This is a genomic window from Roseateles oligotrophus (assembly GCF_025717515.1).
Classification (GTDB): domain Bacteria; phylum Pseudomonadota; class Gammaproteobacteria; order Burkholderiales; family Burkholderiaceae_C; genus Paucibacter_A; species Paucibacter_A oligotrophus.
This window is the reverse complement of the sequence record NZ_JAJIRN010000007.1, coordinates 273,418-295,194: the sequence shown is the minus strand read 5'-3', so window position 1 is coordinate 295,194 and position 21,777 is coordinate 273,418. Positions and strand designations below refer to the sequence as shown.

Sequence of the window (21,777 nt, the reverse complement as noted above, 5' to 3'; positions counted from 1 at the left end):
CTGGTGAGGTTTGTAAAAATTTCCATTGCGCTGCTGATGGGCTTGGCAATCAGCAAGCTTTCGGCCAATGAGATAATGCCGTCGTTCCTGAAGAAGCAAGATGGTCAAGCCATCACGATCACGGCCCTGTTTTATCGGCCGGTCGACTCCACCGAGTTTGAACTACCCCAATCGTCAATCAAACAAATCTCGGATATTCTTTCGAACCTCAGGCCTTGGGTGCCGCCCTCTCGGTCCGCCCCGCCACCCAAATTGCCGGGCTTCAACAACCGAATTGCGCTGATCGCTGCGCATCATCCGGTCGAACGCATCACCCTTGGAATATCACCAGGATGCGAGTTCATACTTGACGAAAAAAACTCCATCGTTTACGTCGTTCCGGATTGGCAACGGCCAACCTTGAGCGCTTTGCTAGCCTCGAAATAGCCACCGGGCATGCCCAGCGGCGCGCCGAATCCCAACCATAGGCAACCTGCGGGCCGAGTGCATTCAATCGACAAGATTGGCAAAGCGCCCGATTCCATTGGGTGCAATGCCTTGCCTTCAATTGACGTTTACGTAAACGTCAATCATCCTCTAGAATCGCCGGATCTTTGCTGATAGATACTGGCAGGTCAAAGCCTGTCCCCTGGAGCTACGCCATGACCGATTTGTCCGCCGAATACAAGGCCCTCGCCAACTATCGCCCGTCCAACAAGGTGCGCTTTGTGACGGCCGCCAGCCTGTTTGACGGCCATGATGCCGCCATCAACATCATGCGGCGCATTCTGCAAGGCATGGGTGTCGAGGTGATCCACCTCGGTCACAACCGCTCGGTTGATGAGGTCGTCACCGCCGCACTGCAGGAAGATGCGCAAGGCATCGCGATCAGCAGCTACCAGGGCGGCCATGTCGAATATTTCAAATACATGGTGGAGCTGCTTCAAAGCCGCGGCGGCGCCCATATCCAGGTCTTCGGCGGCGGCGGCGGCGTGATCGTGCCGGCCGAGATCCGCGATCTGGCCGAACATGGCGTGCGCATCTTCAGCCCCGAAGACGGCCAGCGCATGGGCTTGGCCGGCATGATCGGCGAGATGGTGATGAAGGCCGATCAGGACTTCAGCGTCTATGCACCGAAGACACTGAGCAGCCTGCAAGGCCATGGCGAAGCCGCCTGGCGCTCGCTGGCCCAACTGATCACGGCATTGGAGAACGACAAGGCCGACGCAGCATTGGTGGCCGAGCTGCAAGCCGCCGCCAAGAGCATCAAGGTGCCCGTGCTGGGCATCACCGGCACCGGCGGCGCCGGCAAATCCAGCCTGACCGATGAGCTGATCCGCCGCCTGCGCCTGGATCAGAACGATGGTCTGCGCGTCGCCGTGATCTCGATCGACCCGTCGCGCCGCAAGAGCGGCGGCGCACTCTTGGGCGACCGCATCCGCATGAACGCGATCGGTCCCTGGAGCCAAGGTCAGCGAGTCTTCATGCGTTCCTTGGCCACCCGCGACTTCGGCAGCGAAATCTCCCCCGCCCTGCCAGACGCGATTGCCGCCGCCAAGGTGGCCGGCTTCGATCTGATCATCGTCGAGACCTCGGGCATTGGCCAGGGCGACGCGGCGATCGTGCCGCATGTCGATGTGCCGATGTATGTGATGACGCCCGAGTTCGGCGCCGCCAGCCAGCTCGAGAAGATCGACATGCTGGACTTCGCCGAGTTCGTCGCGATCAACAAATTCGACCGCAAGGGCGCGCTCGACGCGATCCGCGATGTGGCCAAGCAGGTGCAACGCAACAAGGAAGCCTGGACCACGGCGCCCGATCAGATGCCGGTCTTCGGCACCATGGCCAGTCGTTTCAATGATGACGGCGTGACGGCGCTCTACCAAGCCCTCAAAACCCGCCTCGCCGAGCTGGGCCTGAACTTGAGCGAAGGCCGGCTGCCGCTGGTCAATACCCGCCACAGCACCCACCAGACCCCGGTCGTGCCGGCCGCGCGCGTGCGCTATTTGGCCGAGATCAGCGACACCGTGCGCGCCTACAAAAAGCGCTCGCGCGCCCAAGCCACGCTGGCGCGCGAGATCCAGCAGCTCTGGGGCAGCTCACGCATGCTGCTGGAAAACAACCCGGACAAGCACCGCGCCCGCGAGGCCTTGGCCGAGCTGGCAACGGCGCGCGAAGCGCAGATGGACGGCGCAGCCCGCAAGCTCTTGAACCAATGGCCGGACATGCAAAAAGCCTATGCCGGCGACGAGTATGTGGTGAAGATCCGCGACAAGGAGTTGCGTACCCAACTGGTGTCGAGCAGCTTGTCGGGCACCAAAATCCGCAAGGTGGTGTTGCCGCATTACGAGGACCATGGCGAGCTGCTGAAATGGCTGCTGCTGGAGAACGTGCCAGGCAGCTTCCCCTACACCGCCGGCGTGTTCGCCTTCAAGCGCGAGGGCGAGGACCCGACCCGCATGTTCGCCGGCGAGGGCGATGCCTTCCGCACCAACCGCCGCTTCAAGCTGGTCAGCGCAGGCATGCCGGCCAAGCGTTTGTCCACCGCCTTTGACTCGGTCACGCTTTACGGCGCCGACCCCGCGCCACGCCCGGACATCTACGGCAAGGTCGGTAACTCCGGCGTTAGCATTGCGACGCTGGACGATATGAAGGTGCTGTACGACGGGTTTGATCTGTGCAGCCCGACCACCTCGGTGTCGATGACGATCAATGGCCCGGCGCCGACGATTCTGGCGATGTTCATGAACACCGCAATCGACCAGAACATCGCCAAGTTCAAGGCAGACAACCAGCGCGACCCGACCGCCGACGAGGCCACCAAGATCAAGGACTGGGTCTTGGCGAATGTGCGCGGCACCGTGCAGGCCGACATCCTGAAAGAAGACCAGGGACAGAACACCTGCATCTTCTCGACCGAGTTCTCGCTCAAGGTGATGGGCGACATCGCCGAGTTCTTTGTGCACCACAATGTGCGCAATTTCTACTCCGTCTCGATCAGCGGTTATCACATCGCCGAGGCCGGCGCCAACCCGCTCTCGCAACTGGCGCTGACGCTGTCCAACGGCTTCACCTTTGTTGAAGCCTACCTGGCGCGCGGCATGCACATCGATGACTTTGCGCCGAATCTGAGCTTCTTCTTCTCTAACGGCATGGACCCCGAGTACACGGTGCTGGGCCGGGTGGCAAGGCGCATCTGGGCGGTGGCGATGCGCGACAAATACGGTGCCAACGAGCGCAGCCAAAAACTCAAATATCACATCCAGACCTCGGGCCGCAGCCTGCATGCGCAGGAGATCCAGTTCAACGACATCCGCACCACGCTGCAAGCGCTGATTGCCGTCTATGACAACTGCAACAGCCTGCACACCAATGCCTTCGATGAGGCCATCACCACGCCGACCGAAGAATCGGTGCGGCGCGCGATGGCGATTCAATTGATCATCAACCGCGAATGGGGTCTGGCCAAGAACGAGAATCCCTCACAAGGCGCTTTCATCATCGATGAGCTGACCGAGTTGGTGGAAGAAGCGGTGCTGAGCGAGTTCGAGAAAATCGCCGAGCGCGGCGGCGTGCTGGGCGCGATGGAAACCGGCTATCAGCGCAGCAAGATCCAGGAAGAGAGCATGCATTACGAAATGCTCAAGCACACCGGCGAGTACCCCATCATCGGCGTCAACACCTTCCGCAATCCGCACGGCGACCACGCGCCCGAGAGCATCGAGCTGGCGCGCTCCACCGACGAGGAGAAGCAGTCGCAGTTGCACCGTCTGCGCGATTTCCACGCCGCCCACATCACCCAATCCGGTGCCATGCTGGCGCGCCTGCAGCAGGCGGTGATCGAGAACAAGAACGTCTTCGAGGTCTTGATGGACGCGGTGCGGGTCTGCTCGCTCGGCCAGATCACCTCGGCGCTGTTCGAGGTCGGTGGGCAGTATCGGCGCAGCATGTAGGCCGGCAACTCCCGCCAGCCGGCTCCAAGCCAAGGCTTCCTTCGAGCGCGTCAAGTCGGCTCTTGGCGGGTGGTGTACGCTGCTACCTGTAACAAGGGAGCACTTCGGGACATGAGCGTCGCCACTGTTCGTATGGCAAGCACCTTCTTGGCGAGTCTAAACAGCGCCGCCGCTGCGCCGCGATTCCTCGCCCCCACCAGCTCTGTGCTGGGCCCATGAACGCAGAGGCAATTCAAGGCCGGCAGAGGCGATGGTGGCAGCGCTGGGCGACCATGTCGCTGCGCCAAACGCTGTTCTTTGGTGCGGGGCTGGGCATCTTGTTGCCGGCGCTGTTGCTGGGCTATTTTGAGTTCATCGCAGAGTTCGAGCGCAACATCGAGCTGTATGCGCGAGGGCCCTTGCATACCCATGCCAATGTGCTGGAGCGCGGTATGGCCGAACCGGTTTGGGTGCTCGATCGCGAATCTGCAGCCGAACTGGCCGCCGCCGTCATGAGCAATCCGGACGTGATGAACGTCACCGTTTTAGACGGATATAAACGCACGTTCACACAGAACCAGCGCCCAGTACCCGCCGGAGCCGAACTCTTTCGCGAGGAGCGAGCGATCAAGTACAAGGGCGAGCTCATAGGCAGCGTGATCATCGAGTTGTCGACCGCCCGTATTCGGCAAGAACTGCGCACACAGATGCTCAAACAAGGGTTCGCCTTGACGGCGCAGGTGCTGATCTCGCTATCGCTGATCTGGCTGCTGATCAATCGCCGGCTGCTGCGCCCTTTGCGTGAGCTGCAAAACGATGTTTCACGCTGGGCCAGCGGCGCGCTCGACCGGCCTGCCACGCCGCAGCGCGCCGATGAGATGGGCCAACTCGCGCTTGGCCTGGACACCATGCGAGCCGAACTTTCCGGACTGCTCGCTCAGCATGAGCGGGCCGAAGTAGCGCAGCGGCAAATCAGTGATCGCCTGGCCCTGGCCACTCGCGCCGGCGGGGTCGGCATCTGGGACTACGACGTGGCCACCAATGAACTGGTTTGGGATGCCGCCATGTATGGCCTATATGGCATCGCAGCGAATCGCAATGGCGACGCCTACAAAACCTGGCGAAACGGTTTTCATCCGGATGATCAAGCACGAGGCGAGCAGGAAATCCAGCTGGCCTTGGCCGGCCACAAGGAGTTCGATACCGAATTCCGCGTGCAATGGCCGAACGCAGAGGTGCGCAATATTCGCGCCCTCGCCATCGTGCAGCGAGACGGCGATGGTGTTCCCTTGCGCATGATTGGCACCAACTGGGACATCACGGCGCAAAAACAAACCGAAGTCGCCTTGCAGAGTTCTCTGCGGGAAAAAACTGCCCTGCTGCTGGAAGTCCACCACCGCGTCAAAAACAATCTGCAAGTCATCAACAGCCTGCTGCGCATGGAGGGCAGGCGCAACGAGCATGCGCAGACCAAGGCCGTCCTCAAGGACATGCAGGTTCGCGTCCGTTCGATCGCGCTGCTGCACGAAACCATCTACCGCAAGGGCAGTTTTTCCTCCATCGACCTGGGCACCTACATCGCCCAACTGGCGGATCAATCATTGGCCGCGATGCTCGCGGTCCCGGGTTCGGTGCAACTGCGCTTGGCGCTGGGTTCTTTGCAGGTCGGCCTGGATCAGGCCACGCCCTGTGGCATGCTGATCAGCGAGTTGATTTCGAACTGTTTGAAGCACGGCTTTCCCGATGGTCGCAGCGGTGAAATTTGCATGGAGTTGCACTGCCTGGATGCCGCCGCCAAAAAATGGCGGCTACGGCTGAGCGACACCGGCATCGGTTTGGCGGCAGACTTTGAAAGCCGACGCCAACAATCCCTGGGTCTGCAGTTGGTGGCCGATTTGGCCAAGCAAATGGGCGGAGCCCTTTATGTGGGCGCGGGCCCGCAGGCCGTGTTCACGGTCGACTTCGAGGCCGAAGCGCCAGCGGCCATTGTGATCAAACTGGCGGCCGACGACATCATTCATTGAGCGGCGGGAACGCGGCGGTATCCGCCAAATCAAGCTTGCGGCTGCCAACTTAAAAATTAGACGGCCTGTGTCGAACCTTTTTTTCACCTTCTCGCTAGGAGCCTCTCGGACTTGGGGCGGCGATAGCGAGATCGGCCCCAGCCAGGACAGTTGGCGCCGGATTTGCAGCCCCATAGCTCGCCTATGGGGCAAAAAGACGGTGACAAATGGACGGCTGCGGTCGGTTCGCAGCCGCCGACTCCCAAGCCCGATAGACTCCTAGCCATGCGGCATTTCGAAAATGAGCGAGGCAGTCTGGCCCTTCGGCACCCACCTTATTTTCCCAAATCCGGCCTTGCTTCAAGGACTCAAAGCGCCAGGCTGAAGCGCGTCTTTTCCAGCGCCAGCGCGCCCTGGCGCGCATAGAAACGCAGCGCCGGCGCGTTCCACGGCGGTGTCTGCCACTGCATGCCGTGGCAGCCGCGCGCTCGAGCAAAAATTGCTAACTCCTGCATCAAGCGTGCACCGAGACCATGACCGCGCGCCTGTGGTCGCAGATACAAGCAGTCCATATGCAAGAACGGCCGCGCCGACAGGGTTGAAAAGTCCAGCGTGGCGCTGGCATAAGCGAGCAGTTGCTCGGCCTCCAGCGCCAGCCAAATATGCAGGCGTTCATCAATCAAGGCTTGGGCCAAGCGCTCAAGCAGGCCGGCGTCGGAGGTCGGCGGCAGGCCTTCGTATTCGGCATGCTCCGCACACAGCATCGCCAGTCTTGCTGCGTCGGCCGGCGTGGCCGGACGGATCAGCGGATTTGCTTGCGCTTGGCTCATCTCAGGCGCAGCCGCATTCGATTGCCTGCCCCTCGGCTGGCATCTCGCCGACCTCCGCGCCGGTCGCCACGGGCCAGCCGTCGCGGATCCAGAAGTCCAGACCGCCAAGCATTTCCTTGACCTTGAAGCCCAGCCGCGCCAGCTTGTAGGCGCCCTTGGTCGAGCCATTGCAGCCGATGCCGTCGCAATAGGTAACGTAGGTCTTGGAGCGATCCAGCTGCGCGGTGCTGGCCTCGTCCATCAGCCGATGCGGGATGCCGATGGCACCCGGCACATGGCCGGCGGCGTACAAGGCTTCGGAGCGGGTGTCGATAACGACGATGTCGGCCACGCGGGCACGCAGGTCTTCGGCCACATCCCAGGCGTCGGCGTGATAGTGCAGCTTAGCCAGAAAGAAGTCGGCGCTCTGGGCCGGCGTCGGTGCCGGATAGGCCAAGAGGACGGATGTGGCGCTATTGCCGATATTGCAGATCTCGCTCATGGGAAGTTCCTTGGGGCTTTGAAGAAGGTGAGTCAGTGTCCGAGTTTTCGGCCTTAAGATTGAGTCCAATTTCAAGACTCATATAAGACCAATGAACAAACCCCGGCTTTGGCTGCAACTGTTTGAGCGCCAGGCCGGCCATGGCCTCGGGCGGCGCGAACAGCTCTGCGCCGGCCTGCGGGATGCGATGCGCCGGGGCGAGCTGAGCCTGGACGAGCGCTTGCCGGCCAGCCGCGTCCTGGCCACCGACCTTGGGCTGTCAAGAGTGACCGTCGAGGCCGCTTATGTGCAACTGGAGGCCGAGGGCTATCTGCGCCGCAAGGTCGGTCAAGGCAGCTTTGTGGCCATCGCAGCCGGCCCGCTCAAGCCCAGCAAACAGACGCCTTTGCAGCCGGCGGATCTGCGCCCGCGCTTGTCGGCAAGAGGCCAACGCATCAGCGCCGGTGGCGGCTGCGATGACCCGCGTCGCCCGCTGGCCTTCGCCGCCGGCAGCCCCGATCTGCGGGCCTTCCCCGTCGCGCTGTGGCGCAGCTTGCTGGCCAAACGCTTGAGCGGCCGCCGGCCCGATTCGTTGGCCTTGCTCGGCTATGGCGACCCGCAGGGGCTGGAGGAATTGCGGCTGGCCATCGCCGGCTATTTGCGCCAGTCGCGCGGCTTGCGCTGCGAGCCCGAGCAAGTGATGGTGCTGACCAGCTCCCAGCAGGCCTTGCAACTGTTGGCCAGCATGCTGCTGGACGAAGGCGAGCCGGTCTGGATGGAAGACCCCGGCTACCGCGGCGCGGCGACCGCCTTTGCGGCGGCCGGCGCCGCTGTCGTGCCCATTCCCGTGGACGACCAAGGCATGTGCATTGAGCCGCTAGACCGGCCGGCGCCGCGGGCCATCTATCTGACGCCCTCGCACCAATACCCGAGCGGCGTCGCCCTGAGCCTGGCGCGCCGCCTGCAGTTGCTGGCCCTGGCCGAGCGCGAACAGGCCTGGATCATCGAGGACGACTACGACAGCGAATTCCACTACGAAGGTCGGCCCATGCCCGCCATGCAAGGGCTGGATGAGCATGGCCGGGTGATCTACCTCGGCACCTTCTCCAAAGCGCTGTTCCCCTCGCTGCGGCTGGCCTATATGGTCTTGCCGACGAACCTGGTCAAACCCCTCAGCAGCGCGCGCAGCATCGGCGATGGCCATAGCTCGCAATTGGCGCAAGCGGTGACCGCAGACTTCATCAGCCAAGGCCATTTCGCTGCCCATCTCAGGCTGATGCGCCAACTCTACCGTCAGCGCCGCGATCTGTTGCTGGAGCAGGCTCAAACGCATTTGAGCGCCTGGCTGCGCCCGCAAGCCAGCCCGGGCGGATTGCAAATTGCCGCGCTGCTGCCGGGCGGCGAAGAGGCTCGCTTCAGCCGCGCCGCCACCGCCCTCGGCGTCGCCACACCCAGCCTCAGCGCGCTTTACCGAGACAAGGCCGCTGGCGGAGGCCATGACGGCTGGTTGCTCGGTTATGCCGCCTTGACGCCGATGGAGATCCAATCTGCCGTGGCGCAGTTGGCAAAGATATAGCATCAACACCCGTACACAGAGGAACTCATATGTTGGACACCTTGAAGCTTTGGCATCACATCGTCGACAGCGCCGACGCTCAGGCCTTGGGCGAGCTGCTGGCCGACGATGTCGTGTTCCATTCGCCGGTGGTGCACAAGCCGCAGCAGGGCAAGGCCTTGACGGGCATGTACCTGGCCGGCGCGCTGCAGGTGCTGCTCAAGCCGGGCAAGTTCCGCTATCTGCGCGAGATCGTGGGCCCGCGCGATGCGATGCTGGAATTCATCGCCGAGGTGGACGGGATAGAGATCAATGGGGTGGACATCATTCGGTGGGACGAGACCGGCCGCATCTGCGACTTCAAGGTCATGATCAGACCGCTCAAGGCGATCAATCTGCTGCAGCAGAAAATGGCCGAAATGCTGCAACTGATGGCGAGCAAGGGCTAAATTTTTGGCCACCAAGAAGCGACAACATTTCACGCGCGGGCCTGAAAACTGCGAGCCCACCGAGTTTCCGCTCGCCAAGCCTGGGCGCTTGATGTAAAACAAAGCCTGGTTCGAAGCCGACGTAAAACGGGCGCCCTGGCGTCACACCCGCTTGCCGCCTCGGAACCCGTCGACGCTGCGCATTAGGAGAAAACCATCATGACCTGGGCATCTTTTTATCTGCCGATTGACGCACAAATGGCCGTGCTGGAAAACCTTCATCAACACGACCACGAGCACCGGCACGCCCAGCGAGCGCCGCAGGAGGCACCGTTGCCCGAAGACGCGCTGCTGATTGACGTGCGCTCTTACGCCGAATACATGGCCGGCCACCTGCCCGATGCGCATTGCCTGCCACTGCCGCAAATGAGCCATTTGGTCGCGCAGATGGCGCCCGACCATGACGCGCCCATCGTGCTGTACTGCTCCTCGGGCGGCCGCGCCGAGCAGGCCTTGGGTCTGCTGCAGCGCATGGGTTACAAGAATGTGCGCAACGGCGGCGCGGCTCTTGCCCTGGGCAAAAAAATGGGCAAGGCCATCGAGCATTGATGGCGTAGTTCGGGTCAGAAGGTCTTGGCCCCATCGGCCGCCAGCAAGACCGCATAAAGCGAAGTCGTCGCGCAGATGAACAGGCGATTGCGCTTGGGGCCGCCGAAGACGAGATTAGAGACACGCTCGGGCATCTTGATGCGGCCAATCAGCGTGCCGTCCGGCAAATGGCAATGGATGGCACGGCCGGCGCTGGTCCAGATTCGCCCTTCGTCATCGCAGCGAAAGCCGTCGTAAAAACCGGTCTCGCAGGTGATGAAGATTTCACCGCCGCTCAAGCTCACACCATCGTCGCCCACCGCAAAGCGACGCATGGTGCCGCAGTCCTGCTCGGTGTCAACGATGTAGAGCGTTCGCTCATCGGGTGAAAACGCCAGGCCGTTGGGGCCCTTGAAGTCATCCACCACCACGCGCAGATCGCCAGTTAGCGGATCGAGGCGGTAGACGTAGCAGCCGGGCTGCTCCTGCTCGGCCTTGATGCCTTCGTAGTTGGACGTGATGCCGTAGTTCGGATCGGTGAACCAGATCGTGCCGTCGGACTTGACAACCACGTCGTTGGGACTGTTCAGGCGCCGGCCCTGATAGCGGTCGGCCAGCACGGTGATGCGGCCGTCATGTTCGGTGCGCACGACCCGCCGGCCGCCATGCTCGCAGCTGATCAAGCGGCCCTCGCGGTCAACGGTATTGCCATTGCTATAGCCGCTCGGTTGCCTGAATACGCCGACCTGTCCGGTGCATTCGTCAAAGCGCAACATGCGTTCATTCGGGATGTCGCTCCAGACCAGCGAGCGCAGCGCCGGGAAGTAGGCCGGCCCTTCGGCCCAGCGGCAGCCGGTGTAGAGCTGTTCGATCTGGGCGCTGCTGCGCACGCAGTCCTCGAAGCGGGGGTCAAGAATTTCGAAGGGGCTTGGGGTGGGGATAGGGTGTGAGGTCGTCATGCCGAAATTGTCGGCCCGGGGCGCTGCGGAGTTTCTGCGAATCGAGGGCCAAAATCGCAGCAAAGCGGCAAGTTTTGAGGCCCAGCGACACTGCACTAGCTGGCGGCTGTCTCACTCAGTTGAGGTCCAAGGTAACGAGCTCGCGGCCTGATCATTTGGCCCTCGTTGCGCTGTTCGATCGCGTGCGCAATCCATCCCGCCGAACGCCCCAGGGCAAACATCACCAAGCCACTCCCTGGAGGCAAGGCCAAGGCCAACTCGATGGCGGCCAAGGCTGCGTCGGCATTCGGGGTCAGGCCTGCCCCCTGCCCCAGGGCTTGCGTCACTTCGGCCACCCTTGCCCAGCGCAGTGCGTCCGTCGACGCGGCTGTTGCTTCTTGATCCCGCTGCGCCAGTCTTGCCAGCAAGTATTGGGCGCGGGGGTCACCCGCCGGGTAGAGCGGATGGCCGAAACCGGCGCCCTCCAAACCAGCCTGCACAGCGTCGCCAGACAGCGCCGCTGTGATGATTTCTCGCGCCAGCGCGCAGCCGCCGCCATGCGCCGGCCCGGCCAATGCCGCCAAGCCCGCGCTCAAGACCAGCGGCAGCTCCGCGTCGGTCGAAGCCACGCAACGCACGCTGAAGGTGGAGGCATTCAACTCATGGTCGGCCAGCAACACCAGCGCGGCGCGGATGAGGTCGGCGCCACGACCTGTCAGCCCCCAGGCCTGCGCCAGCTGCCGATGCAAAGGCTGGCTTGACGGCTCGGTATTCAGCAACAAGGCAGCCAGCAAGCGCATCAGCTGCGCACCGCTGCGACGAAACTGTTCGTCCACCGGCAAGCCTGCGCTCTGCAGGGTCTGCGGGCTTTGCTGACTCGGGTTTTGCTGAGCCAGCAAGGGCAGATAGGCCTGAGCCCGGCGCAAAGGATCGAGCCCCGCTACAGACACGCGCCAATAGCGGCCGTCCGCTTGCGGCGTCTGGAATGCCGGCAGGGCCAGCTCAAAGGGGTCCTCCTGCTCGCTCGGCCCCCAAAGCAGCGCCGCCACCTGCTCCAGGCTGGCCGCTTGCGCCAAGCTCACCGCCTTGTGGCCACGGTAATGCAGCTGGCCATCGTTGATGCCCGAGATGCGAGTCTCCAGGACCGGCACACCCCAGTGCATGGCGGCGGCCACGCGGTGCCCGCCGCGCTTGCCGTCGGCCTTGCGGGCCGCCAGATGCAGCACCGCCTCGCGCGAGTAGCGCTTGCTGCGCGAAGCCCCATCTGCCTCGCTGGACTGCAAGAAGCCACGGCTGACATAGCTGTACAAGGTCGCCAAGCTAACGCCAAGAATAGCCGCCGCCTCGGTCGCTGAAATATCGCTTTTCATCATCCCGCTTGAGCTTTATTCGTATCGATTGCCGGAATCAAGATTGACGCGCCAATGGGGCCATTCATAGACTGCCGACCAAGATCAGCTCCCCTTCAAGGCCGAGCCCCTCGTCGGGCCAGGTTGGCCACCATTCTCGATGCAAACAAGCCATCCTCATCCTGCACCGATCGGCATGCTGTCACCGCTGCGGCACCCCGAATTTCGTCAATTGTGCCTGGCCAACTTCGCCTCCAACCTGGGCAACGCGATGCAAAGCTACGCCCTGCTTTGCTTGATCATGGCCAAGTCCAAAACTCCGCTTAGCGCAGCCTTGCTGCAAACCGCCGGCAGCGCACCGATGTTGATCTTTGCCTTGCTGGCCGGGTCTTTGGCCGAGCGCATTGAGCGGGCCCGATTGCAGTTCTGGATCAATACGGTCATGGCCCTGAGCGCTGCGGCCGTGGCACTCGCGGCATTGCAAGGCAAGCCCGGCGAGACCACGGTCTTGCTGCTGACTTTCTTGATGGGCAGTGGCGCGGCCTTGCTATGGCCGGCCTGGCAAACCAGCGTGGCCAGCTTGTTGCCCGCCGAGCAATTGCCGGCCGCCGCTTCGCTGAACAATATGAGCTTCAATTCGGCCGCCTTGCTAGGGCCGGCGCTGGGCGCTGCGCTGCTCCATGGCTTGGGCGCCTCGGCGGTACTGGCCGTCAATGCCTTGTCCTTCTTGGGACTGCTGACGCTGTATCGACGCTGGAGCCGGACCGGCACGCTTGGCGAGCCGGCCTCGAAAGCCGCAAGGCGTGCACGAACTTGGCGCGCCGGCGGCCAAGCTGCGCCATTGCAGTCCGGGTTCAAACGACTACTGGGTCTGGTCGGCTGCATCTTTTTTGGCACGATCGGCTTGGTCGCGCTGTTGCCAGCCTATGCAAGCAAGCATCTGCGCCTGGACGCCACTGTATTTGCAGGCCTGTTGGCGATGCTGGGTCTGGGAGCCGTCTTGTCGGCCTTCATATTGCCGCCGCTGCGTGCCCGGTTTGGCCCTGCTCGCCTGCTGAGCGCAGCACTTGCCGGTTTTGCGGGCCTGCTGACGCTGCTGCCGCATGTATCGGCGCTGGGCGCCCACCTCCTCATCGCCTTGGGCGGCATGGCAATGGCCACCTTGATCACCACCTTGAACAGCCTGCTTCAGGCGCGCTTGCATCCCGATGCACGGGCCAGCGGCTTGGGCAGCTACATGCTGATATTGGCTGCAGGCCAAACGCTGGGGAGCTTGGCCTGGGGCTTGGCAGCGGACCGTTGGGGTGTCACTCCGGCCTGGCTCGCCGCCAGCACCTTATTGCTGCTCTGCGCGGCTGCGGTAAGCGCATCGGCGGACAGAACAGCTCGAAATTTTTTCGGCCAATTTCAATTGAAAACATCACCATGAAAACAATCACGATACGCCTGCTGACGCTGGCCGATTGCCCGGCGCTGCTGGACTTTGAAACCCGCAACCGTGGCTGGTTCGAGCAGCATGTTGCGCCGCGCGGTGAGGCCTTCTACAGCCAAGCCGGCGTCCTGCAACATATCGCCGAACTGCTGGCGGCTCATGCCCAAGGGCGCGGCTTCCCCGGCCTGCTGTTGGACGAGACCGGGTTGATCATTGGGCGGATCAATTTGAAGGACATGGACCTGCAAACCGGTGTGGCCGAACTGGGCTACCGGCTTGACCAAGACCGGGTCGGCGCCGGTCTGGCGACCGCTGCGGTCCGTCAAATGAAGGCCTTGGCGCAGCGGCAATTGGGGTTGCAGCGCCTAGACGCCGTGGTCAGCCCGGCCAATCCGGCCTCGGCTCGGGTATTACAGAAATGCGGTTTTGAGCGCCTGGATCCGGCCGCGTCCGCAGCCTTGCAGCGCGGCGACTCGCCCCTCATCGCCTATCGATGTCGATTGGATCGACCGGCAGACTGAGGCTGCGTTTGCTCGCCTCCAGCACAAAGGTCGAGCGGAACTTCTTGATATTGCTGTCGTCGAAAAACAGGCGCCGCGTCAACAACTCGTAATCGGCCATATCGACGGCCGTCACGATCAGCACGAAGTCGCTCTCGCCGGCCACGTAATAGCATTGCTGCACCTCGGCCTGCTCGGCCATGCGGCGCTTGAAACCGTCGATCACCGCCTCGCGGCTGGCCTCGGCCAAGGTCACTTCGACCAGCGCCGTCACGCCGCGCCCGAGGGCGCGCGGCTCCAGCACCACCACCTGCGCCAGGATCACCCCGTCTTCGCGCAGCTTCTTGATGCGGCGCTGCACGGCGGTCGCCGACAGCCCGACCTCGGCGGCAATCAGCTCCGAGCTGATGCGCGCGTCCATCTGCAGCAAGGCGAGGATACGGCGGTCAAATTTATCCAGTTCGGCCATGGGCTCAAGTATCGGCGATCGGCTGCCGATCGCTCAGCCACCATGCGCATCCGGGCAGGCGCAAGTGGGGCGCAGGCCATAGCGGCGGCCAGGCTTGAGTCCGCGCAGCGAAACCGCATGCCGCCTCACCTCGGCGGCTATCAGCGGGCCGCCATGGCCCATGTAAAAGCGCTGCATGCCGCCGTCCACCAAACCCTGCAGCTCGACGGCAACGGTCTGCGGATCATCCTCGAACGGCGGCCGGATCGCGTGCTCGGTGCGCAGCAGCCCGCCCAGCAAGATGCCCGAAGCAATCAGGTCGCCGACTAGGGCGTCACCGCTCGCCAGTTGCAGAGAAACCGATCCGGCGGTGTGGCCGGGCGTGTGCCGCGCCACGCCGTTGACGCCATAAGCGCTCAAATCGACGCTGCTGCCGTCTTGCAGCAAGATGTCCGGCGTGAAGGCCTGGTAGGGCTGCAGAATCAGGCCGGTGCGCATGAATAGACGGCCAAACCAACCGGTCTCGCAGAAGGTCATCTGCTTACGCTGCTCGTAGTAATCGAGATCGCCGGCATGAGCGAGGATGGGCGCACCCGACAACTCGCGCAGCCTGGCGGCGCTGCCGGCATGGTCGACATGGGCATGGGTGATGACGATCAGCTTGATGTCCTTGAAACTGCGGCCATGCTTTTTCAACACGCGCGCTATCTTGGCTTCGGAACCCGGCAGGCCGGTGTCGACCAACACGCAACCCTGCTCGCCGATGATCAGATGGCAATTGATCAGGCCGAAGGGCAGGACGGAAATTCGAACGATTTGACTTGTGCTCATGGCGGGGCTTTCTGGCTGCGGGCGAGCAAATTGTCGCCAATCTCCTTTGCGGCCGCGATGTCGATATTGACTGTTAAATTGCCGATATCGCCAAATCCGCTGGCTAGCGCAAGACGGGGCAAGCATGAAGACTTTTCGCATCGCCATCCTGGCCTATCCGGGCTGCATGGCCGCTCAGGTGTTCGCCATCAGCGATGTGCTGGGCATTGCCGCCGATATCGACGCAAGTCTGGGGCAGACGAGGCGCTTGCGCTTCGAGCTGCAGGTGATCGCGCTGGCGGGCCGCTCGGTCAAGGTCGCCGGCGGTTTGGCGCTGCAGGCGCCGCGCCTGCAAGGCCGCGTCGACTTGCTGATCGTGCCGGGGATGGAAACCCGCCGCCAGCAAGACTGGTCGGCCAAGCTGGCGCCCTTGGGCCGGGAGTTGGCCTTCATCCGCAAAACCTTTGCCGTCGGCACGCCGGTGGCCTCGGTCTGCGTGGGGGCGTTTTTGCTCGGTGAGGCGGGTCTTTTGAACGGCCGGCGCGTGACCACCGCCTGGCTGTTCGCGGCCGACCTGGCCGCCCGCTATCCGGCGGCGCAAGTCAATGCCGACGCGATCTTGCTCGAAGACGGCGCGGTCACGACGACGGCAGCGGTCAGCTCGGCCTTCGATTTGAGCCTTCACCTGATCAAGCGCCATCTGGGCGCGGCGGTCGCCTCCGCCACCGCCCGCGCCGCGCTGCTGCCGGCGCAACGAGCGAGCCAGTCGCCTTATGTCGACCATGGCCTGCTGGCGCCGCAGTTGCCCACGTTCTCGCAGGGCTTGCAGCAATGGTTCGAAGCCCGCCTGGCCGAGACCTACGATCTGGAGCGGGTCGCCCAGGCCTTTCACATCAGCGGCCGCACCCTGATGCGCCGGGTCAAGGCCGAGACCGGCAAGTCCCCGCTGACGCTGCTGCAAGACGCGCGCGTGGTCAAGGCCAAGCAGTTGCTGAGCGGCAGCGACTTGTCCCTTGCCCGCATCATTGAAGCGGTTGGCTACAGCGATGCAGCCAGCTTCGCGCGCCTGTTCAGCCTGCGCGTCGGCGAGACGCCGGCCAAGTACCGGCGCCGAACACTTTAGCCGTTCACCGGCAGCGCCGTCTCGTATTTGACCTCGCGCAGCACCACATTGCTGCGCACGCTGGCCACGCCCGGCACCTTGAAGATCTGGCCCTGCAGGAACAGGTCATAGGCTTTCATATCGGGCACCACGACCTTGATCACGTAATCGGCCTCGCCGGTGATGCCGTGGCATTCGATGATCTCGCGGCTGGCCAGCACCAAGCGCTCGAACTGCTCGACCGCCCCTTCGCTATGCCGCACCAGGCTGACGTTAGCGAGCACGCAGATATTCAGCCCCAGCTTTTCGCGGTCCACCAGCGCCACATGGCGGCGGATCACGCCGCTGTCTTCCAGCTCCTTGATGCGCCGCCAGACGGGCGTGGCCGACAAGCCGACCTTGTCGGCCAGCGCCTGCGTGCTTTGCCGGCAGTCGTCCTGCAAAGCCGCAAGAATCTCCCGGCTCGCCCTATCGAAACGTTCACTCTCCATTTGCCGCTCCTTTGAGTCGAATTCTCTCATTTACAGGCTTGACAGCAGCAATGAGAGCAACAAACACTTGTGCTCTTGATGAAAAATCTCGCCAGCCCATTGCCGCCAGGATTGCCCATGTCTGAGATCACAAGCACCACCCAAGATGGATCGCCAACCTTGCGCGATTACAAGCTTTCGGACAACCTCGCCGCCAGCAGCGGCGCCGTTTTTCTGACCGGCACCCAAGCGCTGGTGCGCCTGCTGCTGGCGCAAAAAGCACAGGACGAGAGCAAAGGCCTGCACACCGCTGGCTTCGTCTCCGGCTACCGGGGCAGCCCGCTGGGCATGGTCGACCAGCAGCTCTGGAAGGCCAAGAAGTTCCTCGACGGTTCACGAGTCAACTTCCTGCCCGCCATCAACGAAGACCTCGCCGCCACCGCTTGCCTGGGCGTGCAGCGCGTCGCTTTGGACCCCAAGCGCACGGCGGACGGCGTGTTCGCGATGTGGTACGGCAAGGGCCCCGGCGTGGACCGCAGCGGCGACGCGCTCAAGCATGGCAATGTCTACGGCACCTCGAAGTTAGGCGGCGTGCTGGTGGTCTGCGGCGATGACCATGGTTGTGTGTCGTCCAGCACCCCGCACCAGAGCGACCTGGCGCTGCAAGCCTGGCATATGCCCATCGTCCACCCGGGCAATGTGGCCGAATATCTGGAGTTCGGGCTTTACGGCTGGGCGCTGAGCCGCTTCTCCTCGACCTGGGTCGGCTTCAAGGCGATCTCGGAAGTGGTGGAAAGCGGCATGACGGTCGATCTGGACGGCGTGCCGCTGGACTTCGAGCTGCCGGTAGACCATGTGCCGCCGGTAGACCTGCATATCCGCGCGGTCGATCTGCCCTCGCTGGAGCTGGAGACAAGGCTTGAGCACAAGCTGAACGCCGTCAAGGCCTTTGCCAAGCTCAACAGCATCGACAAGCACATCGTCAGCAGCCCCGCCGCCACGCTAGGCATCGTCACCGTCGGCAAAGCGCATTACGACTTCATGGAGGTCTTGCGCCGTCTGGACCTGGACCCGAACGCGCTGGCCGCCGCCGGTGTGCGCGTCTACAAGGTCGGCCTGGTGTTCCCGCTGGAGGCCACCCGCATGAGCGAGTTCGCCCAAGGCCTGACCGATATGCTGGTGATCGAGGAGAAAGCACCCGTCGTCGAGCGCCAGATCAAGGAGCTGCTCTACCACCTGCCCGACGCGCAGCGCCCGCATGTGATCGGCAAGACCGACGAGCATGGTGCGGCGGTGCTGAGCGCCTTGGGCGAGTTGCGGCCCTCGCGCATCATGGCCACCGTCGCCGATTGGCTGGCCCGCTTGAATCCGGCATTAGATCGCCGTCATCTGGTGGTGGACTTTATGACCCCCTGCCTCTTGTCCAATGCGGCCGACGGCGTGCGCCGCCAGCCTTATTTCTGCTCCGGCTGCCCGCACAACACCTCGACCAAGCTGCCCGAAGGCTCGCGCGCCTTGGCCGGCATCGGCTGCCACTTCATGGCCAGCTGGATGGAGCGCGGCACCTCGGGCCTGATTCAAATGGGCGCCGAGGGCGTGGACTGGGCGGCGCACAGCCGCTTCACGACCGAAAAGCATGTGTTCCAAAATCTGGGCGACGGCACCTATTACCACTCCGGCTATCTGGCGATCCGCCAGGCGATCGCTGCCAAGACCAATATCACCTACAAGATTCTCTACAACGACGCCGTCGCGATGACCGGCGGTCAGCCGGTAGACGGTCAGACCAGCGTGCCGCAGATCGCTCGCCAAGTCGAGGCCGAGGGCGTCAAGCGCCTGGTCGTGGTGTCCGATGAGATTGGCAAGTACGACGGTCATCACGGCCTGTTCCCGGCCGGCACGACCTTTCACGACCGCAGCGAACTCGACGCGGTGCAGCGCGAGCTGCGCGAGATTGAAGGCGTGACGATTCTGATTTACGACCAAACCTGCGCGGCCGAAAAGCGCCGCCGCAGGAAGAAGAAAGAAATGGTCGATCCGCCCAAGCGCATCTTCATCAACCAGGCGGTTTGCGAGGGCTGCGGTGACTGCGGCCAGGCGTCCAACTGCCTGTCTGTCGTGCCTGTGGAAACCGACTTCGGCCGCAAGCGCCAGATCGAGCAGAGCAGCTGCAACAAGGATTTTTCCTGCATCAACGGCTTTTGCCCGAGCTTTGTGTCCGTCCATGGTGCGCAGCTGAAAAAGCGCGCCGGTGCCGGCTTCACGCCAGTCGATCTGGCGCGCGAAATCGCGTCCATTAACGCGCCCGCCCCTTGGGCCTGGACCGGTCCGTTTGACTTGCTCGTGACCGGCGTCGGCGGCACCGGCGTCGTCACCGTCGGCGCGCTGATCAGCATGGCCGCGCATCTGGAGCACAAGCAAGCCTCGGTGCTGGACTTCATGGGTTTTGCGCAAAAAGGCGGCTCGGTCTTGAGCTTTGTCCGCGTGGCGCCGACGCAAGACCTGCTGAATCAGGTGCGCATCGATACGCAACAGGCCGATGTCCTGCTGGCCTGCGATATGGTGGTCGGCGCCTCGCCCGATGCTTTGGGCACCGTCAAGCCTGGCCGTACGGTGATTCTGGCCAACACGCATGAGTTGCCGACCGCAGCCTTTGTGCGCAACCCGGACGCCAGCCTGCAAGGCGAGTCGCTGCTGGCCAAGATGAGCCATGCGGTCGGCGGCAAAGCAGAACTGATGAGCACGATCGATGCACAAGCCATCGCTCAAGAGCTGATGGGCGACACCATGCCGGCCAATATCGTCATGCTCGGGGCCTGCTGGCAGCGCGGCCTGGTGCCGCTGAGCGAAGCGTCGCTGATCCGCGCGATGGAGCTGAACGGCGTGGCGGTCGAAGGCAACAAGACCGCGTTTGCGTTGGGTCGTCTGGCGATCGCCAATCCGGAGGCCTTGCGCCGCCTGGCCGGCAAGTTGGGCCAAGTCATTCAAGTTGTCAATTTCGACCGGCTTGACGGTGAAGACGGCCTGCTCGCTCGCCGTGCCAGCCACCTGACGGCCTACCAGGACAGCGCCTATGCGCAGCGCTATCTGGCCCTGGTGAGCAAGGTCCGCCAAGCCGAGGCCGCCTTGGGCGAGGCCGGCAAGACCGAGCGCTTGAGCAAAGCGGTGGCGCGCTATTACGCCAAGCTGCTGGCGATCAAGGACGAATACGAAGTCGCGCGTCTGTATACCGACGGCACGTTTGAGGCGGCGATGAAGGCGCAGTTCGACAACTGGGAATCGCTGTCCTTCCACCTCGCCCCGCCCTTGATTTCCAAGCCCGGCGCCGATGGCCGGGCCAAGAAAATCGAGTTGGGCAGCTGGACCTTCAAGGCCTTCAAGCTGCTGGCCAAGCTCAAGGGTTTGCGCGGCGGCGCGCTGGATATTTTTGGCAAGACCGATGAGCGCCGAATGGAGCGCCGCTTGATTGCCGACTATGAGCAGCTCGTCAATGAGTTGCTGACGGGCTTGAGCGCCGACAAGCTGGAACTGGCCGTGCAACTGGCCCGCCTGCCCGAGCAGATCCGCGGCTACGGCCATGTCAAACATGCCAACGTCGTGACCGTACGTGCCAAGCAGCAGGCCTTGCTGGATCTATTCCACGGCCGGGCAGCAGCATTCACCGAGCAGGTGATGGCGATGCCGCAGCAGCGTATCAAGAGCGTGGCGGAGCTGTGAGGCAGCGCCCGCCCACAAAGCAAAAAAGGGCAGGCCTTGCGGTCTGCCCTCTTGGTGCTTTGGGTCTTAGTTTGAAGGCGTAAGGATCAAGGCGCTGTCATTGCTGGCATCGACATCCCCTGTGGCCCGCACACCGGCATTGAATACCAGGCCGGCCGTGACACCGGGCGCAAAACGATAGGGCAAGGTGAACACCAGCGTGCCGTCCTTGGGCAGGCTGGGCAGGGTCATCACACCAATTTTCAGCTCGGTCGGGCAAACTGCGGCACCCGTCGCGCTGCAACTGATGCTGCCCAGCGTCGGTGCATTCGGGACAGGATTGCTCAACAAGGCCAGCCCCAAGCTCGTGTCTTTGGCGATATCCGGCCCCTTGTTGCTGACCGTCACCACATAGTCAAAGCTGCTACCCTCTGGTACAGCGCTGGTCGGGCCGGTGGCTTGCACGCCGACGTCAACGCTGTAGGCCTTGAAACCAACCGACATCTTGCTGCTGGACAGCTGCGTGCCACTGCCCGTGCTGGCCGAAGCCTCCACATTAACCGTGCTGCTCGTGCCGAGTTTGACCATGCCCGTCACCTCGAAGGTGAGCGAGGCGCCTGGTAGCAGATTGCTGACCGTCATGCGCGAGCCGGTGGCCGGGCAGGCCGAGGCCGGGTTGTCCGACTTGCAATTGACCACTTTGAGGTCCTGCAAGATGGCATCGGCATTGATATTGACGTCGGTCGTGGTCGCCGCACCCTTGCCGACATTGCTCAGCTTGACCGTGGCCATGGTCTGCGCGACGCCGGACGGCACCGGGTTGCCGGCAGGCGTCACGAGCAGCAGCAAATCGGGGCCATCGGCGGGCGGTGGTGGCGGCGTGACCTCACTGCCGCCACCACCTCCACCGCCGCCGCAGGCGCTGAGCAAGGCCGCAGCCGAAAGCGCGATCATCAGCAGCATGGGCCGGATACGCGAAGGCTGAACGGTGGGAGCGGCTGGCAAAAACATAATCTATCCTTTGAAGAATTTTCGGGCTGCAACCCGGTCTGGTGCGGCCAGATCTGGGTGCATCTGTTGAAGTGACGCAATTCTAAAAAAGCCAGCTTCGCCTGTCTGTGTAGGTTTTGTACAGCGACCGGGCAGGTCGGACCCAAGCCGAGCAGACTTCGTCACCGAAGCGCCGCGCCTGCCGCGCAATATTTGGCCCCGCCTCGGCGCAGCAGGATTTATGCTGCGTGAATCTTGCGTCGCTGG

At 63.1% G+C, this 21,777-nt stretch carries 18 protein-coding genes; 10 read left to right on the top strand and 8 right to left on the bottom strand.

What is annotated here, in order from left to right; translation table 11 throughout:
* Window positions 1-3 precede the first annotated feature (3 nt).
* The 3 genes from LNV07_RS16890 to LNV07_RS16880 all read left to right on the top strand — a co-directional run bounded on the left by LNV07_RS16890 (window position 4) and on the right by LNV07_RS16880 (window position 5,935).
* Window positions 4-426: a hypothetical protein gene (locus LNV07_RS16890; RefSeq protein WP_263572332.1), complete on the top strand. Its 423-nt coding sequence runs from the start codon at window positions 4-6 to the stop codon at window positions 424-426.
* A gap of 215 nt (window positions 427-641) precedes the next feature.
* The gene (gene icmF / locus LNV07_RS16885) at window positions 642-3,932 is read left to right on the top strand and encodes a fused isobutyryl-CoA mutase/GTPase IcmF (protein ID WP_263572331.1); all 3,291 of its coding nucleotides are present in this window, start codon (window positions 642-644) and stop codon (window positions 3,930-3,932) included.
* 215 nt (window positions 3,933-4,147) lie between these two features.
* The gene (locus LNV07_RS16880; RefSeq protein WP_263572330.1) at window positions 4,148-5,935 is read left to right on the top strand and encodes a sensor histidine kinase; all 1,788 of its coding nucleotides are present in this window, start codon (window positions 4,148-4,150) and stop codon (window positions 5,933-5,935) included.
* 347 nt (window positions 5,936-6,282) lie between these two features.
* Here the strand turns inward: LNV07_RS16880 and LNV07_RS16875 are convergent, their stop codons facing one another.
* Window positions 6,283-6,744: a GNAT family N-acetyltransferase gene (locus LNV07_RS16875; RefSeq protein WP_263572329.1), complete on the bottom strand. Its 462-nt coding sequence runs from the start codon at window positions 6,742-6,744 to the stop codon at window positions 6,283-6,285.
* Between the two features lies 1 nt (window position 6,745).
* A complete protein-coding gene (locus tag LNV07_RS16870) occupies window positions 6,746-7,225 on the bottom strand; it encodes a rhodanese-like domain-containing protein (RefSeq protein ID WP_263572328.1) in 480 nt (159 codons plus the stop codon).
* Between the two features lie 91 nt (window positions 7,226-7,316).
* On the opposite strand from LNV07_RS16870, the gene pdxR reads away from it, so the two are divergent.
* The 3 genes from pdxR to LNV07_RS16855 all read left to right on the top strand — a co-directional run bounded on the left by pdxR (window position 7,317) and on the right by LNV07_RS16855 (window position 9,796).
* A complete protein-coding gene (gene pdxR, locus LNV07_RS16865; protein WP_263572327.1) occupies window positions 7,317-8,780 on the top strand; it encodes a MocR-like pyridoxine biosynthesis transcription factor PdxR in 1,464 nt (487 codons plus the stop codon).
* A gap of 29 nt (window positions 8,781-8,809) precedes the next feature.
* The gene (locus LNV07_RS16860) at window positions 8,810-9,208 is read left to right on the top strand and encodes a nuclear transport factor 2 family protein (RefSeq protein WP_263572326.1); all 399 of its coding nucleotides are present in this window, start codon (window positions 8,810-8,812) and stop codon (window positions 9,206-9,208) included.
* Between the two features lie 198 nt (window positions 9,209-9,406).
* Window positions 9,407-9,796, top strand: coding sequence for a rhodanese-like domain-containing protein (locus LNV07_RS16855; RefSeq protein ID WP_263572325.1), 390 nt, complete (start codon window positions 9,407-9,409; stop codon window positions 9,794-9,796).
* Between the two features lie 14 nt (window positions 9,797-9,810).
* Here the strand turns inward: LNV07_RS16855 and LNV07_RS16850 are convergent, their stop codons facing one another.
* Both LNV07_RS16850 and LNV07_RS16845 read right to left on the bottom strand, forming a co-directional pair.
* Window positions 9,811-10,734 (bottom strand): SMP-30/gluconolactonase/LRE family protein, encoded by a 924-nt coding sequence (locus LNV07_RS16850; protein ID WP_263572324.1) that lies wholly within the window; start codon window positions 10,732-10,734, stop codon window positions 9,811-9,813.
* Between the two features lie 95 nt (window positions 10,735-10,829).
* A complete protein-coding gene (locus LNV07_RS16845) occupies window positions 10,830-12,083 on the bottom strand; it encodes a citrate synthase family protein (protein WP_263572323.1) in 1,254 nt (417 codons plus the stop codon).
* Between the two features lie 139 nt (window positions 12,084-12,222).
* On the opposite strand from LNV07_RS16845, the gene LNV07_RS16840 reads away from it, so the two are divergent.
* Entirely contained in the window at window positions 12,223-13,491 is a 1,269-nt protein-coding gene (locus LNV07_RS16840; RefSeq protein ID WP_263572322.1) for an MFS transporter, read from the top strand.
* On the top strand, window positions 13,488-14,015 hold the full coding sequence (locus LNV07_RS16835; protein WP_263572321.1) for a GNAT family N-acetyltransferase: 528 nt from the start codon (window positions 13,488-13,490) through the stop codon (window positions 14,013-14,015). Before LNV07_RS16840 ends, LNV07_RS16835 begins: the two co-directional genes overlap by 4 nt.
* Here the strand turns inward: LNV07_RS16835 and LNV07_RS16830 are convergent.
* Together LNV07_RS16830 and LNV07_RS16825 are read right to left on the bottom strand one after the other, a co-directional pair.
* On the bottom strand, window positions 13,975-14,463 hold the full coding sequence (locus tag LNV07_RS16830; protein WP_263572320.1) for an Lrp/AsnC family transcriptional regulator: 489 nt from the start codon (window positions 14,461-14,463) through the stop codon (window positions 13,975-13,977). The genes LNV07_RS16835 and LNV07_RS16830 overlap by 41 nt on opposite strands.
* Before the next feature lie 33 nt (window positions 14,464-14,496).
* Window positions 14,497-15,273 (bottom strand): MBL fold metallo-hydrolase, encoded by a 777-nt coding sequence (locus LNV07_RS16825; RefSeq protein ID WP_263572319.1) that lies wholly within the window; start codon window positions 15,271-15,273, stop codon window positions 14,497-14,499.
* A 124-nt stretch (window positions 15,274-15,397) separates the two neighbouring features.
* Here LNV07_RS16825 and LNV07_RS16820 point away from each other — a divergent pair, with 124 nt between their 5' ends.
* The gene (locus tag LNV07_RS16820) at window positions 15,398-16,375 is read left to right on the top strand and encodes a GlxA family transcriptional regulator (RefSeq protein WP_263572318.1); all 978 of its coding nucleotides are present in this window, start codon (window positions 15,398-15,400) and stop codon (window positions 16,373-16,375) included.
* On the opposite strand, the gene LNV07_RS16815 is transcribed toward LNV07_RS16820, so the two are convergent.
* Entirely contained in the window at window positions 16,372-16,845 is a 474-nt protein-coding gene (locus tag LNV07_RS16815) for an Lrp/AsnC family transcriptional regulator (protein WP_263572317.1), read from the bottom strand. The two genes, LNV07_RS16820 and LNV07_RS16815, sit on opposite strands and share 4 nt — an antisense overlap.
* A 117-nt stretch (window positions 16,846-16,962) precedes the next feature.
* Between LNV07_RS16815 and LNV07_RS16810 the strand changes: the two genes are divergently transcribed.
* Window positions 16,963-20,541 carry an indolepyruvate ferredoxin oxidoreductase family protein gene (locus LNV07_RS16810; protein ID WP_263572316.1) on the top strand — a complete coding sequence of 1,193 codons (3,579 nt, stop codon included), beginning with the start codon at window positions 16,963-16,965 and terminating at the stop codon, window positions 20,539-20,541.
* Between the two features lie 66 nt (window positions 20,542-20,607).
* On the opposite strand, the gene LNV07_RS16805 is transcribed toward LNV07_RS16810, so the two are convergent.
* Window positions 20,608-21,483 carry a COG1361 family protein gene (locus LNV07_RS16805; protein ID WP_263572315.1) on the bottom strand — a complete coding sequence of 292 codons (876 nt, stop codon included), beginning with the start codon at window positions 21,481-21,483 and terminating at the stop codon, window positions 20,608-20,610.
* Window positions 21,484-21,777 lie beyond the last annotated feature (294 nt).